General features: G+C 47.8%; 10 protein-coding genes. 3 read left to right on the top strand and 7 right to left on the bottom strand.

All coding sequences use genetic code 11. From position 1 onward, the window contains the following. The gene (locus ABIA61_RS15515) at positions 1 to 1,725 is read left to right on the top strand and encodes a glycosyltransferase 87 family protein (protein ID WP_283656343.1); all 1,725 of its coding nucleotides are present in this window, start codon (positions 1 to 3) and stop codon (positions 1,723 to 1,725) included. A gap of 134 nt (positions 1,726 to 1,859) precedes the next feature. Here ABIA61_RS15515 and ABIA61_RS15510 read toward each other — a convergent pair whose 3' ends face one another. The 4 genes from ABIA61_RS15510 to ABIA61_RS15495 form a co-directional block, all read right to left on the bottom strand. Next, on the bottom strand, positions 1,860 to 2,564 hold the full coding sequence (locus ABIA61_RS15510) for a Crp/Fnr family transcriptional regulator (RefSeq protein ID WP_404581044.1): 705 nt from the start codon (positions 2,562 to 2,564) through the stop codon (positions 1,860 to 1,862). Positions 2,565 to 2,625: 61 nt separating this feature from the next. After that, a complete protein-coding gene (rd, locus tag ABIA61_RS15505) occupies positions 2,626 to 2,796 on the bottom strand; it encodes a rubredoxin (RefSeq protein WP_192511049.1) in 171 nt (56 codons plus the stop codon). A 2-nt stretch (positions 2,797 to 2,798) separates the two neighbouring features. Then, entirely contained in the window at positions 2,799 to 3,992 is a 1,194-nt protein-coding gene (locus ABIA61_RS15500; protein WP_404580973.1) for an NAD(P)/FAD-dependent oxidoreductase, read from the bottom strand. Positions 3,993 to 4,029: 37 nt separating this feature from the next. Continuing rightward, complete coding sequence (locus ABIA61_RS15495) at positions 4,030 to 5,265, bottom strand: FprA family A-type flavoprotein (protein WP_283653787.1); 1,236 nt, start codon at positions 5,263 to 5,265, stop codon at positions 4,030 to 4,032. A 255-nt stretch (positions 5,266 to 5,520) separates the two neighbouring features. Between ABIA61_RS15495 and ABIA61_RS15490 the strand changes: the two genes are divergently transcribed. Both ABIA61_RS15490 and ABIA61_RS15485 read left to right on the top strand, forming a co-directional pair. Further along, positions 5,521 to 5,862 carry a cupin domain-containing protein gene (locus ABIA61_RS15490; protein WP_404580972.1) on the top strand — a complete coding sequence of 114 codons (342 nt, stop codon included), beginning with the start codon at positions 5,521 to 5,523 and terminating at the stop codon, positions 5,860 to 5,862. A 116-nt stretch (positions 5,863 to 5,978) separates the two neighbouring features. Then, a complete protein-coding gene (locus ABIA61_RS15485) occupies positions 5,979 to 6,752 on the top strand; it encodes a class I SAM-dependent methyltransferase (RefSeq protein ID WP_404580971.1) in 774 nt (257 codons plus the stop codon). A 133-nt stretch (positions 6,753 to 6,885) separates the two neighbouring features. On the opposite strand, the gene ABIA61_RS15480 is transcribed toward ABIA61_RS15485, so the two are convergent. The 3 genes from ABIA61_RS15480 to uxuA form a co-directional block, all read right to left on the bottom strand. Beyond that, entirely contained in the window at positions 6,886 to 15,030 is an 8,145-nt protein-coding gene (locus tag ABIA61_RS15480) for a leucine-rich repeat protein (RefSeq protein ID WP_404580970.1), read from the bottom strand. A 303-nt stretch (positions 15,031 to 15,333) separates the two neighbouring features. Then, positions 15,334 to 16,188, bottom strand: coding sequence for an SDR family oxidoreductase (locus ABIA61_RS15475; RefSeq protein WP_283653782.1), 855 nt, complete (start codon positions 16,186 to 16,188; stop codon positions 15,334 to 15,336). Continuing rightward, the gene (gene uxuA / locus ABIA61_RS15470) at positions 16,185 to 17,321 is read right to left on the bottom strand and encodes a mannonate dehydratase (RefSeq protein ID WP_404581043.1); all 1,137 of its coding nucleotides are present in this window, start codon (positions 17,319 to 17,321) and stop codon (positions 16,185 to 16,187) included. Before uxuA ends, ABIA61_RS15475 begins: the two co-directional genes overlap by 4 nt. Positions 17,322 to 17,452: the final 131 nt, after the last annotated feature.

Genomic DNA, 17,452 nt, shown 5'->3' with positions numbered 1-17,452 from the left:
ATGGGAGCGCCGGGGCAACGCCCCTCGAACGGACAGAGCGCTGGAAATCGTGGAGCAGGAAATGTAGGGCAGGATACCCGCTCCAATTCGACATCGACGGATACCATGGACAGCTCTGACGGTAAGAGTCAAGGTACGACAGGCCAATCTGCCGATTCATCCACCCAAGGTACATCGACATCGGGTGACAAAGGTACAACGGCCGGGAATGACACATCTACCTCCGGAGGCAACGGTGCTGTCAGAGACGGGCAACAGCGAGGTCCGGGCGGTATGTCCGGTAACGGCGGCCCTGGTATGAGCATGGGCGGACCCGGCGGTGGTATGAGTGGTGGAAGAGGCGGACAGTCTTCATCTGCTTATGCGACTCCGCTGGCGATCTTTGCCGCTTTGTTCTTCGGTGCGTTTGTATTCATTGTGTACCGTTTTCGGGCCAGTGTATGGAAGATCGGGGAACGTAACCGGGGGCTGATGTTATGGACCGTGCTTGGCGTGGGATTCTTTTTAAGAATGGCGATAGCGCCGTGGATTTCGGGGCACATGGATTTAATGCTATTCCGTAACTGGGCTACAACGGCAGCGGACAGCTTAACGGGATTTTACACGAACGGATCAAGTGATTATCCGCCGTTCTATATTTATATTTTATATGTGATCGGTAAAATCGGCTCTACGGACGCTTTCAGTCCCTATATGTCCGTGCTGCTACGGCTTCCGAATATATTAGCCGATATCGCGACAGCGTACATGCTGTATCGGTTGGCGAGCAAACGAGTCGGCTTTGGAATCAGCATCGGGCTGGCATTGTTCTATGTATTTAACCCGGCGGTATTTATCAATTCGACCTTCTGGGGACAAGTAGATTCATTCTTTACATTGCTGATTGTGGGTATGGTTGTGTTGTTGGTGGAAAACAGAGTAGGCTGGTCCACCGTATTGTTTACGATAGCGGTGTTGATGAAGCCACAGGGGATTATTTATGGCCCGATTCTGTTCTTCGAGCTGCTGAGACAACGCAAAGTACAACCTTGGTTGCTGGCTGTAGGTGCAGCGGTTGTGACGACAATTCTGGTCGTGCTGCCATTTTCATGGGGGCAGGAGCCATTATGGCTGCTTGATTTATACAAAGGAACGGTTGGTGAGTATCCGTATGCTTCTGTGAACGCATATAATTTCTTCGCACTGATTGGTGGCAACTACACGCAGGACACAACGACGTTGTTCCTGTTCAGCTACCACACATGGGGCATGATCGGCATTGTGTTGGTGACTTTGTTTACGTGGTGGATGTATGCATGCAGTGGCAAACCAGAGTTTGTGGCCGCGGCTGCACTGGTGCAGATTGCGGGTGTGTTCACCTTCGCTTCCAGCATGCATGAACGGTATCTGTTCCCGGCCGCGGCGTTGGCAGTGCTGGCGTATCTGTATTTGCGGGACCGGAGATTTTTATGGCTTGCGGGTGGATTCAGTCTCACGATTTTCCTGAACACCTTCGATATTTTCTATAGCTCGAACTCTCAGGACAGCTATGGAGTTATTCTATGTGTGACCTCGTTGTTGAACGTGCTGCTGTTTGGATATCTGGTCAAAGTGGTATGGGATTGCTCCAAGTCCGCCACGATTCAGGCCAAGTCCGCCGAGGACACGGCTGCACCGGAGCTTCCTTCTGGGAAGCACGTATGGGGAGCGTCTCCCCAAGGTGTGAACACAACGATTGAAAGATAGCCCATTATATAGGGTGAAAAAAAGGAAACCGCCCTTTGGCGAAATGGAAGTGGCAGGTATACCAGCCATAAACCATTAAGCCAAAGAAGCGGCTTTTTTGTTGCTCTTCATGCCAGAACAACATTGGATGTACCTCAATCCATATATTCGTTCAGTTTCTGTACATCGCAAATGGTAATCTCTCGTGTACCCTTAATATGAATAATCCCCAGCTGTTCAAATTTTGCGAATTTGCGACTGATGGTTTCGCGTGTGACACCCACATAATTAGCCATTTCTTCGCGTGAAAGGGGGAGATTTATTTTAATGTAGGAGCCGTCCGGTTTTCCGTATTTATGCCCAAGCTCAAGAATCATATAAGCGATACGGATTTCCGGGTCTTTGGTAGCCAGGCTTTGAGCCAGCTTTTCGGTATGTGCCAAGCGTTTAGTAATGGTTTTGAGCAGCTTCAAAGAGATATCGGGATTGTTGTGAATCGACTGCTCCATATCATCCTTGGTGAGCATACAAATATCAGTATCTTTTAAGGCATACGCACTAAAGTTACTCAGCTCATCGCTGTTAAATATGTTCAACTCGCCAAAAAAATCGCCAGTTGTCAGAATGTGCAGAATTTGTTCTTTGCCCTGAGGTGTCATTTTCAGAAGCTTGACATGCCCGCTTTTAATAATGTACAGCGTATCGGATGCTTGTTCCTCGATAATCAAGGCCTCGCCTTTCTGATATTTCCGGTGTCGGATCATGGAGCTGACCTTACACAAATCTTCGCAGGACAAAGAGGAAAAGATAGGCACTTTGCGGGCACAGGGCTCCTTTTCGCACTGGCAGGGGCAGGACATCTCATTCACATTCATTCACTCCATTCATAAACCGGAAACTAAAAAGTATAGTGCGTTCTTGTTATTCTGTATCATCTATTGGGGCAAAATGGCTTTGATCCTCACCGCAGACTGGACAAACCCAGTCTTCCGGAAGGTCCTCAAACGCTGTACCGGGCATAATGTCTTCATCGGGGTCCCCCAAAGCAGGATCATAAATGTATCCACAGGGTTGACATACATATTTTTTCATCTTTAGCTCTCCTTGTCACCAAAAATTTTTGTAAGCTCTGGCGCGTCCGGTTTGAGTCCCTGAATGATGGCTGTTTTGTATGGAAGTGAAGTGAGGGCATCCCCAAAACCGATCACGCCGCAGATAGAGTCGTTTTGTATGAACATTCGTGTATAAGAAGCTTGATTTTCACTGGTCAGGCTGGTGTCGCATTCCTGTTCATTTACTAGGCCAATGGAAAAGAGAGGGGATTCATAGCTGTTCGATAGAGTTACAGGGATGGGACACTGGTAGCTGACGGATGCACCCGTCATATTAGCTCCTGCTACTTTTCCTTGCTCTATAGCACTTTCCCATAATCCATCCACTCTATTGTGAAACTCGGCTACATCACCTGCCGCATATATATTGGCGAAGCTGGTTTCCATCTGTGCATTCACCAGAATGCCGTGTCCAATATCAAGTCCGGTTTGGCGAGCAAGCTCAGTATTAGGTACAATTCCGATAGAATACACGACATGCCCGCAGGGAATTACAGAGCCGTCCTGTAGTTCTACACCGTCTACATGATCTGTGCCTGTAATACGCTTTACGCCTTGTCCAAGGCTTACCTTCGTGCCCCGTTCAGTAATCCGATGGGTCAAAATAGAAGAGGCCTTCTCATCTAGCTGGCGTGGCATAAGCCGGTGCGAAGCTTCCAAAATGGTTACAGCATACCCGGCTTGCTGGAAGGACCAGGCGGTTTCTATGCCCTGAATACCACCGCCGATGATACATATCCGGTCTCCTTTCTGCAATTCCGTTTTAAGTCTGTCTGCATCTTGTCGAAAACGGATATTGTGAACATTCCTTAGTGAAGCTCCGTCCAGTAAAAGCTTACGGTTGTGGGCTCCTGTACACAGCAGTAACTTGTCATAAGCAACGATTTGCCCGTTTGCTGTTTCAATGGTGCAGTCCTCTGCATGTATCGCGGTGACCTTTATGCCGGAATAAACATTAATTCGTTGATTGGCAAACCATTTTTCCTTTTTGATCAGGATTTTGTCGCTGTGCAAGTCAGTGAATAATCCCTTGGAAAGCTTGACTCTGTTATACGGAAGGGATGTTTCTTCCCCGTAAATAGAAATTTCGGCTAGCTCATCATGATCTCTAATCGCTTTCGCCGCGTTGACGGCGGCAACGCTGCCTCCGATAATAACGTAATGTTGGTTACCCATTCAGCATCTCTCCTATTTCGCTATACGCTGCCTTTGTTCAAATGACGCTAAGCAGTAAATCTGAGACAAATTCAGCGGCATTTTTAATTTTCTTTACTTTTTCATCTTCTGTAGGAGAGAAGCGAATGCGTACCGGGAATTCCACATGCGTCATACCAGTCGACTTGATGACATCAGAAGTGCTTTGGACCTTCATATTGGTACCGATTAAGTAATCCTGTACGACTTCAATGGCTTCCCCGCTCCAGCCGTAGGAACCAAAGGCAGCGGCAAGCTTACCTTCCAGATTCATCTTTTGCATTTTTTGCAGCAGGTCTTCCAGCTTGCCCGTCATGTCCGCATATTTGGTAGAGCTACCGACGAAAACAGCATCCGCTGAGGCAATACTATTCAATATCTCCGTTTCATCCGCCTTATCTACATCCCATAGCTCCACCCTGATTTGGTTTTCCAAAAAGCAGTCTTTCAGGATGTTTGCCATTTTTTTAGTATTATTTTTTAAAGTGGCATAGACAATCGCTACTTTTTTATCATCCTTAGTTTCGGTACTCATAGAGGCGTACAAATCAATAAACTTGGCAATGTCATGTCGGATCGCGAAGCCGTGGGAAGGAGCAATCATCTCAATATCCAGGTCAGAAACAGCTTCGATTAATGTACGCACATATCTGCGATGCGGATGAATAATAGCCTGATAGTATCCGATAAAGTCCTCGGTAATATCAAAACCCGCCTCATCGGCAAATAGATGCTCTACAGCCACGTGTGTACTGAAAATATCACAAGGGAACAAGATTTTATCTTCTATGCAGTACGTAATCATGGTTTCTTCCGTATGGAGGTAAGGTGTTTCCTTGAACAGCAGCGTCTTGCCTCCAATATCCAGTTGATCCCCGTCCTTGATCACCAGGAAGTTGCGATGCTGAAGCTTGTACATTTGTTGAATTTCCGGAACAGCAATCTCAGTGCAGACAATCGTAGCGTTCGTTGCTTTGGAAGCAAGTGCTGCCAATCCGCCCGAATGATCTGGTTCCGTGTGATTGACGATAATATATTGAATGTCCAGCGGATCAATCAATTCGGTTACAGCTTCGGCAAATTCCCTGCCAAACGCCATATCCACGGTATCCACAATGGTTGGTTTTCCAGTTTTCAATAGATATGCATTATAGGTTGTACCCTTAGATAGTAGAAGACGATGAAAGGGAACCTCGCGATTATCAATTTTTCCTACCCAATAAATATCCTTTGCCAGTTGAAATCCGGGCTTCATAGGAACAACCTCCTGCTTGTTTTTGTTTGTCTAACACCATTCGATTCTAGTTGGATGTGTCGATGGAAAAGAGGATTGAAATCAAATTTTTGAATATTTAAAAGTATTTTTTACTTAAATTTATATTTGTGATTGCAATCACAAGGCGAGCGTAATAATCAAATACAATAAGACCATATAGATTGAAACCTGAGAACATGCCAGGTATCCAATCCATCATAGGCAAATCAATTTCAAACAGGAGAGTGAACCTACATGAAGAAATCAAACCTCATTCAGTTTCAGGAATATAAAGAAGCTGCGTTTACAAAACGAATTGTGCATAAGGAAGCCGACAATGTAATTTTTATTCTCAACTTTACTCCTAATGCTGAGCTGCCAACACATAATCATCCAGAAGCGAATGTATATTTGCTTGTTCTTGAAGGTACCGGTACTGTAACTGTGAATGGTGAAGAAACGGAAGTTGTCCAAGGGGATATGATCCATGTTACAGGAGATGAGCGCTTTTCCTATCGCGGTGGTGCGGAGGCGAATTCCAGCCTGCATGTGGTGTTGACCAAAACGCCAAGTGAAAGCTATGCGCAAAATATATAAAGAGGGTACATCACCGTAGCTATATAAATTATAAAAATAAAAAGTGTTAAATTTTTTTACGCATATATTGATAATGAATATCATTATCAAATTATTGAAAGAGGTGTTTGTGGCCGATGCAGACAGTAGATTACACACAGGTGCCAGGGCACTGGATATTGGCAAGTCTCGGTAAGCGCGTGCTCAGGCCCGGAGGGTTGAAAACGACACGCTGGATGATAGAAGGGCTTGACGTAACCGGGAAAGATGAGGTTATTGAGTTTGCTCCCGGATTGGGCATAACTGCCCAAATGACACTGCAACTGAATCCCCGCCGTTATATTGCGATTGAACAGAATGAGAAGGCGGCTTCTATCGTGAAAACGTATGTAAGTGGAGCAAACCGGGAAGTGATTATTGCCGATGCTGAACAGGTTCCGTTGCCGGATGCCTCTGCGACGGTGGTATATGGGGAAGCTATGCTGACTATGCAGACAAGGGTCAAGAAAGCACAGATTATTTCGGAAGCCAAACGACTTCTGAAACCGGGCGGGAAGTATGCTATTCATGAGATGTGCTTAGCTTCAAATGATATTGAGCCTGAGATCAGAAAGCAGATTTACAAGGATTTAGCTGTAGCCATGAGAGTTAATGCGACACCGTTGACGGTACTGGAATGGGAACAGCTGCTGAAAGAGGAAGGCTTTAAGGTTGTTAAAATCTATACGGTTCCCATGCACTTACTGCATCTGCCACGTATCATTCAGGATGAGGGCTGGTTGAGATTTGGCAAAATTGCCTTTAACCTTATGCGAAACCGCGCTGCCCGAGCTAGAGTTATGGGTATGCGCAAACAATTTGTAAAGCACGCCGACCATCTGCAAGCGGTCAGTATAATCGCTGAGCGATAGTCTGAAGTCCCGAATAGGAGAATAATGAAGCTTTTTTGGGCAAATAGGAATAAAGGAGACGAAACCCCAATCAGGGATTCGTCTCCTTTTGTGAATGTGCTGCTATGTCAGACTAAATTTATTTTTGAAGATTTTAATTTTGGTTATAGATTCTGTACAGGAATACGGCAGCCTCGGCACGAGTAGTTGGTGCTTTCGGAGCTATTTTGCCGTCTGATCCTGTAATGAGACCTTCCTGCACCAGCGCAGCCAAGCTTGCAGCAGCATAATTGGCGATGTCTGCCCGATCACTGAAGGATTCGAGTGCAGCCGTCGAAGATGTAATCGCCAGTTTATTTGCTTTTTGCAGGGCTTTGTCCGTCAAGACCATCATATCCTGTCTGGATATAGGTGCATTGGGATTAAATTTGTTGTCACCGGAGCCGCCTGCGATACCCAGTTTTTTGGCTATGCCTGCTGCTTCGTAGTAATAGCTTCCTTGCTTAACATCGGCAAAGTTGCTATCGAAGCTTGTGCTTAATCCCAGTGTTTTCACCAATAGTGTCAGATATTCCGCCCGCGTGATCTTGGCCGCAGGGGAGAATTTAGTATCTGTTGTTCCATTGATGACTCCCTTGGAAGACAGTACCTCAATTTGTTTCTTGGCCCAAGCATATTGACTCAAATCCTGGAAGGATTTTTCGACATAGGCTACAGCGAATTGGCTAAAATGATGAGTGGTAAAGCTGACTTGTCCAGTTACCGCATCATATTTTCCTGAAGTCACCGGAGTTGCATGACCTGCTGCATCTACATATTGGATGACTATATGCTCTGGATTTTTCAGCTCGGCTGCTGTAGGTGTATAAGGAATAGCTACAGTTACAGCTGCATTGTTGTTACTCCAAGGCAATAGCTTGCCGTTTGCTTTCAGGTTCAGTTCAACGACAGGGCGAGTACCCATGTCGGACTTCGCTTGTGCATCCAGCTTGTTTTTGCTGCCGGAGCTTAATTCGAGCGTGATGTTTTGTGCACCTGCTGCTCCAGCCGTTCCAAGCATGTTACCTGGCAGGGTTACAACCGCGATACCCGTTTTGATTTTAATGGCACGGGAAGCATCCGCTGCGGTTACAAAGCTTGCTGGCAGTGTCAGCTCATAGGATTTCGCTTGATTGGATTCCACGGTGACCTCTACAGTTTTCATTCCTTTGCCATCCGCTTGGGATGTGGCGAAGGCGTTGTTCAGGAAGTCAGAATCCATCGTTATCGTAGCTACACCTGTGCTGGTGTTCAGCTTGGTACTAAATGATTCAATGGCATTACCCTTGGCATCCAACACGCGGACAGACGAGGCTGTGCTCGGTGTCCCGGTTGTGGAGCTGCCGCTGGAACTGCTACCAGCACCGCTAATAGCAGTACCACTGCCTGTGCTAGTATCAGGGCTAGAATCCGTATCCGTGCTGTCGTCGTCATCTTTGTTGCTGCTTGTGTCAGAAATGTTAATCATCAATATAGCATCGTTGCCCTTATCGAATTGTACTTCCAACGGAAGGTTGCCCTTCGGCTGTGTTGCCAGATACTCTTTCTTAATCGTGAGCACATCCTGGTTTACGGTGTAAGCCGCTTCTCCAATGGATGCCCCTTCCAGCTTGATATCTGTAATAGACGATGCACTGTTCCAGGTGATGGTCGTTTCTACATCTGCCTGATTGCTCGCTTTTTTGTCAAAGCTGGCTGTTTTCGGGCTAATGCTTGCATCTACCTCCACAGGATTTTGGATGGCCCGAATGGTCAATACCGCTTTGTCTCCAAAGTCAAAGAGCAACTCAACACTGACGGTGTCGCCTTCTTTCAGATTTAAGCCGGAAAGGAAGCCTTTTTTCAGCGTCAGAGTATTTCCGTTAACGGTATAATCATGACCTTGGATCAGAGCGTCCCTGTCATAAACAGCTTCTGTGACACTTCGGCTAGGACCTTGGTTCACTCCATAGACCGCTTGTGTGACGCTATGGGCTTCGTTCCAGGTAATTTCCGTGGTCACATCCATTGGATGGTCAAGGTCAAAGTTGTGGGTTGTTGGACTGATCGTGGTCGGAATGGCCGAAATAATCACTTCACCCGACGCCAGCACCTCTATTTGCCGGGTACCGGTTTTGCTTACTCCGGTTTCATCCTTCGCATCTGCATAAACGATATACTTGCCGGCCTGTGGAGTCGGCCACTGGTAGGCATTGCCTGCAGAATAAGTGTCGAGCGTTACAGTCTGCTGTGTACTTTCATTCCACGCCCGGAAGGAGTACGATTTGTTCCCGATCCCCCCAGTAGCCTCAGCACTCAAAGCAATGGTGCCTTCTGAAGCTTCATGATTGGCTTTTAAATGTACGGATAATGGCGTATACACCTTAAATGGAATGGAGTTGCTTCCGGCGTACTCTTCTGCCGCAGAACCCTGCCAACCGTAAAGGGTAAGATCTGTCGTATCATTAAACGCTCCCCAGCCGATGTTGGACACGCCTTCGCCCAAAATCACCACTCTGAGGTTGGGGGAGCCGACAAAGGCAAAGCCTCCGAGTGTAGTATTACTGTCCAAAATGGCGACTGACTTCAAATGATTGGAGAAAGCGAAAGCCCAGTCGTTAATTTTCGTTAGGTTGCTTCCCAACACAAGTGATTCGATGCCTGTATCGGAAAAAGCAAAGCTTCCGATTTCCGTCAAGCTGTCAGGCAGTTTAACAGATTTCAGATTGCTGGTTCTGCTAAAGGCAGAAGTACCAATGGTCAGCAATCCCTCAGGAAATTGGATGTCTGTAAGGAACTGTGCCCTTTGGAAAGCATAATTACTGATTTCCTTTACGGTCGCCGGAATTTGATAAGAAGCATCCGGCTTAGCCGCAGGGTATAAAATCAAATTGGTTTTGGCTTTATCCAGCAGCACACCATCTTCACTGGCATAAAAATCATTATCTTGCGCAACATTGACACTCTTGATCATCAGTGAGCTGGCAAAAGGATTACCGCCGATGGAGGTCACGCCTTTTCCAATATTCACAATGGACAGCCGCTCGGAGTTGCCCAGTACATTGCTGCCCAGAGACTGCACTTGATCCGGGAAGGTGATTTCCACCAGACTGCTGTTATATTGGAAGGCATAGTCGCCAATTTTTTTGACTCCCTTGCCAAGATCGATACTGGTCAGCTTGAAGTTATAAGCGAATGCATACGCACCCAGCTCTTCTACCCCATCTCCCAAATTCACTTTTTCCAGCTTGTCGGAGTGGGTAAATGCCGCTTTCCCGATCGTTTTGACGCTGTCGGGAATCGTCAGGGAAAGCAAGCTGACGCTGGAATCAAAGGCCTGATTTCCAATGCTTTGCAGGCCATCCGTAAGCGTGATGGAGCTCAAATTGGCTGCAACATGAAAGGCAAAGTCTTCAATTTTGGTCACGGTGTCAGGAATCGTATAGGCATCTCGGCTGTGTCCGGCGGGATAGCGGACCAAGGTCGTTTTGTCCTTGTTGAAAAGCACCCCGTCCTGACTTGAGAAGGCTGTATTGCCCACAGACACTTCGATATTTTTTAGGCTTGAGTTTCCCGTGCTGTCAAATGCCTGCTGTCCCATTTGGGTTACGCCCTTCCCGATGGAAACATTGGCCAGCTTCGCATTTTCGGCAAATGCGGCGTAGCCCAAGGTGGTTACACTGTCCGGAATGACAACAGAAGAGATCAGCGTTTCCGCAAAGCCCCTTTGCCCAATGGTGAGTAGCCCGCTGCCCAATTTGACGGAAGCGATACGACTTCCCCAGAAGGCTTCGTCCCCGATGGAAGTGACGGAGTCCGGTATTTCGACGGATCTGATCGCCGAGGAAGAGAAGGCTGCACGGCCAATCGAGGTCAGATGGCTTGGTAGCTTAATTTCTTTCAAGCTTGTCGTAAGGAAAAATGCATGGTCGCCAATTTCCGTTACATTGTCCGGAATATTAATGGAAACGAGATTACTGGTTTCCCGGAAGGCGCCCTGATTAATTCGGGTTAAACCATCCGGCAGATGCATCGCTTTCAGAGCTGTGTCACGGGCAAAGGCATTATCGCCGATTTCCTTCACCGTGCTTGGCAGCGTAATTTGTTCAAGTTTGGCGAGATCGGAAAAGCTGCTTTCCCCGATCACTTCCAGTCCCTCCGATAAGGTGACAACTTTAAGCTCCTTGTTATAGGCAAATGCCGCCCTGCCGATTTTTTTCACCGAGTCCGGAATCTTCACGGACAAAATATCTTCACGGTAGGCAAAGGCTTCTTCGCCGATTTCCGTCACATGATCTGGAATGACAATGTGGCCGCCAGAGCCGTTATAGCTCGTCAAAACTCCACTCACGATAGTGAATTCGGAGCTGGAGGCTCCCTCTACCATGATTCGGCTGGTGGCGGATTTCCCCGAGGCTGTTGCTGTAATGGTTGCCGTTCCGGCCGCTTTTGCCTTCACCATTCCATTCTGATCCACACTGGCAACGGACTCATTGGAGCTGGTCCAGGTGATCGGACCAGAAACCACTTCGGGATTGGTTGTGGCTTTCAAGGGCTTGTTCGAGCCAACGGTCAGCTTCAACGCAGCCCGGTTCAGCACAATTCCCTGGCCTCCGATCGGTGTGACCGTAACCTGGCTGGAAGCGGACTTTCCATTAGTTGTGGCGGTAATCCTGGCCGTTCCCGCACTTACGCCTGTAACGGCTCCCTCTGTATCTACAGTGGTTATGGCCGGATCAGAGCTTGCCCAGGTAACCGTTTTGTACGTAGCGTTAACTGGCGTAATATTCGCTGTCAGATCCTCGGTTGTACCGACGACTAAGGATAGGGCTTCCTTATCCAGCGTGATGCCCTCCGTTCCAATCGGTTCAAGAACAATACTTGCGCTACTGCTGTTGAATGCATAGTCAAACATGTCTACTTGGATCTTGTCGGTAGGAAGGCCATTATTCGTCAGCTTATCCTTCAGATCGGTGATATCCATGGTCACCGTATTGACGGATGTTCCGTCCGCCAGCTTTTCATCGGCATCCTTGATAGCCACCAGATTGGACAGGGCACCACCATTTTCTGTGGCTAATTGTAATCCGCTGGTATAGTGGTTATCCTTGATAATCATTTTTAAGAACGTCTTACCGTTTTCCTTATAAATGCTGTAATCGGCTAAGGTAGGGCCTGTTTTGTCATAGGCAAAATCAAAGGTCCAGGAATCGGTTCCCTGCCCGTTTGTACCTGCGACTACCCCGGTAACCTTAAAGGCATATATTCCTTCCGGTACTTCGTTATTATTTTGATCCAGTCCGTCAAAGGAAGGCTTATCGTTCAGAAGAGCCTCCGCCCAGCTAACGACACCGGAGCTTACATAATAAAGCGATTTAGGCACTTGCGAATAATCGAATTCCTTGACAATATTCCCGTCTCGGTCTGTAATGGTATATTTCAGGCTTTCCGCATTACGCAAAAGACCTGTTGCCACTCCCAATATTCTGTATGAATTGCCCAGACTTATAGGCGAAATAGCGAATTTCTCCGGCATGACACCCCACTCCTGACCAAGCGCAATGGCTACTTGGTTTTGGCCCAGAAGATACCCTTGACCGGGGTACAAATTATAAGGGGAACTGCCTTTAATAGAGTATCCATCTTTGCCATATTCCGTACCATCGAAAATGCGAGGTTGTCCCCAATCTCCATAGAAGCCGACGAACGGCATGGAGAGGTTCACGCCTTTTTCCGCATTCAGCATAACGAACCCGTCAATAAAGGTTCCGTTTTTAGTAGCCTGATCGAACTGTGCTTTGAGTGCATCCGACAACGTAATTTTCACGGTAACCGTTGCTGTGCCGCGTGCAGGTACGGTTACTTTTCCGTCCGTTACACCGCTGTATTGCACTTGGATGCCTTTGCCAGCATAATCTGTGGAGTGCTGTGAAAAGAGGTTCTTGCCATCCTTCGTCACTATTTTCTCCGATAAAGTGGCCGTATTCAGGTCATAGGTCAACGCCTGATCGGAGATGCTGTGAATATCGAAGGTAAAGGAGTAGACACCTGCCTTGTTGTAGCCCAATTCAGCTTTGGGTCTGTCATTACCCTGTACAGTCAAATAGGCTCCGGTAGTGACTGCTCCGTTCACATTGGCCAAGCCCGCGCCTTGCTTACGGGGAGAATAATATTGCTGATCCTCGTCCTTGGCTGGATGGGCAGTGCTCATCAGCAGGGTATGTACCAGCTTTTCTCGTTCAATAGGGTCTGAAATATTCAGTTTGCTGGTAACATACTCTTTCACCAAGACTTCGGCTCCGGCGATATGAGGAGATGCCATAGACGTACCGCTCATATTTTCATATTTATTGCCGGGAACGGTAGAGTAGATATTTTCACCGGGTGCAGTGATTTCCGGTTTCAGTTTTAAGTCCGGCGAAACGCCCCATGAAGAAAATTCCGACATTTTATATGCATCCGCATTGGGTGCGTCTGTCTTGAATTTTTCATCCAGCGTCAGTTGTTTATTTGCCAATTCCAACAGATACAGTCCGTCATCCTTGGTAATGGATACGGCTGGAATGTAGTAGGAGCTGATATCCATGTTGGCTCTGCCTGATTCATTATCATAAATAACGGTAGCAACGGCACCAGCAGAATACGCAGCGCCGACCTTTTGCTGGAAGCCTATTTGGTTGCCACGGGACATCAAGGCTATTTTACCTTTTAAATCCCCCGCCTTTTTAATGTCTTCCGCAGTTCCAAAACCGGCATCTACATAATCATATGTACGGTTTAGTGCCTGTATTTTGGGGTCAGCGGCAGTGGAGGTGTCGTTGAATATAATCTTTCGATCCCCTGCCAGAATATAAGGGGCATCTGATGTAGCGGTATTAATCATACTTGCTACGGATAGAGCAGCATCGTATGTGGAAGGAGCAGAAACAATTGAATTGTCAGGCTCGTTCGCATAGGGAAGGTTGGAACCGGACTGGTTTTGATAAGCGGCGCTGTAACTGTTTCCAGCAGCTACCACAAGATTGATTCCAGCGTTCGCAATCCTGCTGTACATGTCATCCTTACTTGCTTCCCCGGCTGTGGAAAAGCCTGCATTGGAACCAAGACTCATATTGATGACATCTGCGCCCATTTTAACGGAATCATCCAAGGCGGCAATAATGTCAGCATCCGTGGTGAATCCATTGAGATCATCGAACACCTTCATGATCATTAATTGGGCGTCAGGAGCAATCCCTTTTAATTTATCGCCGTTAGCGGCGATGGTGCCTGCCACATGGGTACCGTGGGCGTTATCAGAACTGGCAGAAGGAATGACATTGGTGTCTTTATCTGCGTAGTCATAGGCGAAAGGAACTTTATCATCCATGTAGACATCATCTATGCTTACTTTGCCTGCAGACATATCGGCACTGCTCAGAATGTCGCTAACCTTTTGGCGGGTGTGTTTCAGGGTCAATGCGGGAGGCATATGCGTGGAAAATGCTTCATGCTTCCAATCCAGACCGGTGTCGATGACAGCTACAGTCGTACCTTTTCCTGTATATCCTGCTGCAATAGCCTCAGGAGAACCGATCATCGCGGAGCTATTGGCCATATAAGTCTCCATAGACTGTTTAGGAACGATTTTTTCATATTTGTTGGCTACCCATGCGTTTTTCACGCCAGGCAATTTTCGAATTTCTTTCAGCTCTTGGTAGTCTACCTTTACCGAAATCGCATTCATAACCATGTAATAATCGTAAATGACTTCTAGTTTGGGGGCCAAGACTTTACTTAAGCCTAAAGCGCCTAACGAAGAGGAGTCTTTGATGGAGAGTGCACGAATCTGGTTTTTTACCGATTCATGCTGGGTTGTGAGGGTGCGCTCGCTGCTTCTTAGAGCATTCAGCTGATTGCCGAAAGCTTTGGGGGAAGCACTGGAAATGAGCGGAGCTCCTTGTAATTCCACAATCACGGTTACTTTCCCTGAGGGTTCGTAGGTGGCTTGTGTAACGTTGGTTTCTTCTGATGCTTCATAGGTTGCTTCTGCAACGGATTTCTTGCCTATTCCGCTGTTGTTTAGGGTCCCGTTTTCTAGCTTTTCTTTAAAGCTAGGTTCACTAGGGTCTGCGTTTGCTACTGCACTGGTTGTCTGATCTGTACTAGCCAGTGTAGGTACAACGTTATTCTCATCTGTAGCTGCCGCCGCGAAGCCTAATCCTGCGGCAAACAGGGTGTTGCTTACGAGTAAGGCGATGAGAAAGCCTGCAATCCATTTTTTCTTCCAAACCTTCAGCAATCTTGTTCCCTCCTGAAAATATATTGGTATAGTAAAAAAATCCATTAGGATCCATTGATGTGCATCATCATTCGTCTAAAATGATAATGATTATCATTATCAATATACTTAATAATGATAGAAATAGTCAATATCGAATTTTTTAAATTTAGAGTATTGAAGGATTCGATCGTGTTGTGGAGGTGTGATGCAGGTTGTTTTCAAGCGATTCTCGGAGTCTATGTAATCGGGAAAAAGATAGGAAAGGAAAGCTGTGTCGATAGCCGCCTGGCTCAAGCGCTCAAGCGGCTTTTGGGGTGCTGCTCATACCCCGGAATACGACATAAACCCGCCGTCTACCGGAATCACTGTGCCCGTAACAAAGCCGGATGTCTGTTCATCCACGAGCCACAGCAGGGTGCCAAGCAGATCGTCCGGTACGCCGAAGCGGCGCATGGGGGTGTGGGCGATGATTTTATCCGCACGTTCAGTGAGGGAGCCGTCCTCGCGGGTTAGCAGACTGCGGTTTTGCTCTGTGAGAAAAAAGCCCGGTGCTATAGCGTTGACGCGAATACCCGCTTCAGCCAGATGGACAGCCAGCCATTGTGTGAAGTTGTTAATGGCAGCCTTGGCTGCGCTGTAAGCCGGAACTTTGGTCATCGGGCTGGGAGCGCTCATAGAGGAAATGTTCAGCACGACTGCTCCTGAACGTCCTGTCATGCCCTGTGCGAATATTTGTGTCGGAATGAGCGTTCCGATAAAATTGACGTCCAGCACCTGGCGAAAACCGGGTATGCTCAGCTCGAAGAAGGTGGTGATATCGGGCTGCGTCAAGTCCTCCAACCGGAATGTTTCGCGGGTGGTATTGGCGCTCGCATGATTCCCTCCGGCTCCGTTGACCAGAATATCACAAGCGCCGAATTGCTTGCGTACCGCCTGTTCGGCCCGCCGAACGCTGTCAGCTTCGGTGACGTCACAGGCCACAGCCATCGCTTCTCCGCCTGCGGCCTGAATATCATGGACTACATGCAGGCCCTTTTCTTCCGTTCGGTTCAGAATAGCGACCTTCACGCCTTGCCTTGCCAGCTCGCGGGCCATCGCGCTGCATAGCACTCCGGCACCGCCTGTAACTACTGCTGTTTTGCCTGCCAGTGAAGGGTGTAGAGAAAGTGTGCTCATAGGGTCGACTCCTTCGTATGGACTGATCCGGTCAGCGTGGTTTCCGTCCTGGAAACAGGAGAATTGTGTCGGACCTGGTTACATGTCAATGCATCCCACAGCCCCCATAAATACATAATCCCAAGTGCGCGGTCATACAGTCCATATCCGGGTCTGCATTGTTCTCCCCACAAATGGCGACCATGGTCCGGTCTGGCGTAGCCCGTAAAGCCAACATCGTGATACGCCTGGACAATGCCCGCAATATCGACGGTTCCATCCTGAGTTCGGTGAGATGTTTCGATAAAATCTCCGTTAGCGGAAACACGCACATTGCGGATATGGGCAAACGGAATACGATCCTTGAACTCATAAATCATAGAAACGATTTCATTTTTGGGGTTGGCTCCCAGCGAGCCAGAGCATAGGGTAATCCCGTTCGCGGGACTGTCGTACAGCGCCAGCAGCCTGCGCAAATGAGCCTGGCTTGTGATGATGCGTGGCAGTCCGAATACAGACCATGGCGGATCATCGGGGTGAATAGCCATCCGAATGCCGCTGCGTTCGGCAGCGGGAATAACGGCCTCCAGAAAGTAAGCCAGATTCCGCCACAGGTCTTCCTCCGTGACGTGGGTGTACGCTTCAAACAAAGCCGTCAGATGCTCCAGTCGCTCCGGTTCCCAACCGGGCATGGTTAACGAGCTATTTTCGTTAATTCGGCGTACCAGTTCGAACGGATCAAGATCTTCAATTCGTGACTTCTCGAAGAAGAGAGCCGTCGAGCCGTCCTCCAGTTCCTTCTGCAAATCGGTGCGCAGCCAGTCAAAAATGGGCATAAAATTATAGCAGACGACCTTCACGCCGTTGTGGCCGAGCTTTTCCAATGTACGTATGTAGTTACGGATATACTGATCGCGCGTCGATCGTCCGAGCTTGATATCCTCATGCACATTCACACTTTCAACGACCTCATTGTGAAATCCCGCCTGTACAACCTGCTCTCGAAATGCCACAATACGCTCCAAAGGCCATTCTTCTCCGGCTGGAATATCGTGTAGCGCCCACACGATCCCTTCTACCCCCGGAATTTGTCGGATTTGCTCCAGCGTTACCGTATCGTTTCCTTCACCGAACCAACGAAATACCATGCGCATGCTTTGCACCGCCCCATTTGTCATATGATAGGTGTAACAGCAATTTCCAATTCCCGATGTTTCCACATTACCATATTGCTAGAGACAATTGGAATAGTTAACCAAAATAAAGTGATGCACAAACCAAAAGG

The sequence above is a fragment of the Paenibacillus sp. RC21 genome (assembly GCF_044907935.1).
In the GTDB taxonomy this organism is placed as follows: domain Bacteria; phylum Bacillota; class Bacilli; order Paenibacillales; family Paenibacillaceae; genus Paenibacillus; species Paenibacillus terrae_A.
The sequence above is the reverse complement of the archived record's forward strand: the minus strand, read 5'-3'. Positions and strand labels throughout refer to the sequence as shown.

Excerpts from the sequence above, each read along its gene's own strand:
- ABIA61_RS15515 (WP_283656343.1), top strand. The coding sequence starts at position 1 with ATGGGAGCGCCGGGGCAACGCCCCTCGAACGGACAGAGCGCTGGAAAT.
- ABIA61_RS15510 (WP_404581044.1), bottom strand. The coding sequence starts at position 2,564 with ATGTCCTGCCCCTGCCAGTGCGAAAAGGAGCCCTGTGCCCGCAAAGTG.
- rd (WP_192511049.1), bottom strand. The coding sequence starts at position 2,796 with ATGAAAAAATATGTATGTCAACCCTGTGGATACATTTATGATCCTGCT.
- ABIA61_RS15500 (WP_404580973.1), bottom strand. The coding sequence starts at position 3,992 with ATGGGTAACCAACATTACGTTATTATCGGAGGCAGCGTTGCCGCCGTC.
- ABIA61_RS15495 (WP_283653787.1), bottom strand. The coding sequence starts at position 5,265 with ATGAAGCCCGGATTTCAACTGGCAAAGGATATTTATTGGGTAGGAAAA.
- ABIA61_RS15490 (WP_404580972.1), top strand. The coding sequence starts at position 5,521 with ATGAAGAAATCAAACCTCATTCAGTTTCAGGAATATAAAGAAGCTGCG.
- ABIA61_RS15485 (WP_404580971.1), top strand. The coding sequence starts at position 5,979 with ATGCAGACAGTAGATTACACACAGGTGCCAGGGCACTGGATATTGGCA.
- ABIA61_RS15475 (WP_283653782.1), bottom strand. The coding sequence starts at position 16,188 with ATGAGCACACTTTCTCTACACCCTTCACTGGCAGGCAAAACAGCAGTA.
- uxuA (WP_404581043.1), bottom strand. The coding sequence starts at position 17,321 with ATGCGCATGGTATTTCGTTGGTTCGGTGAAGGAAACGATACGGTAACG.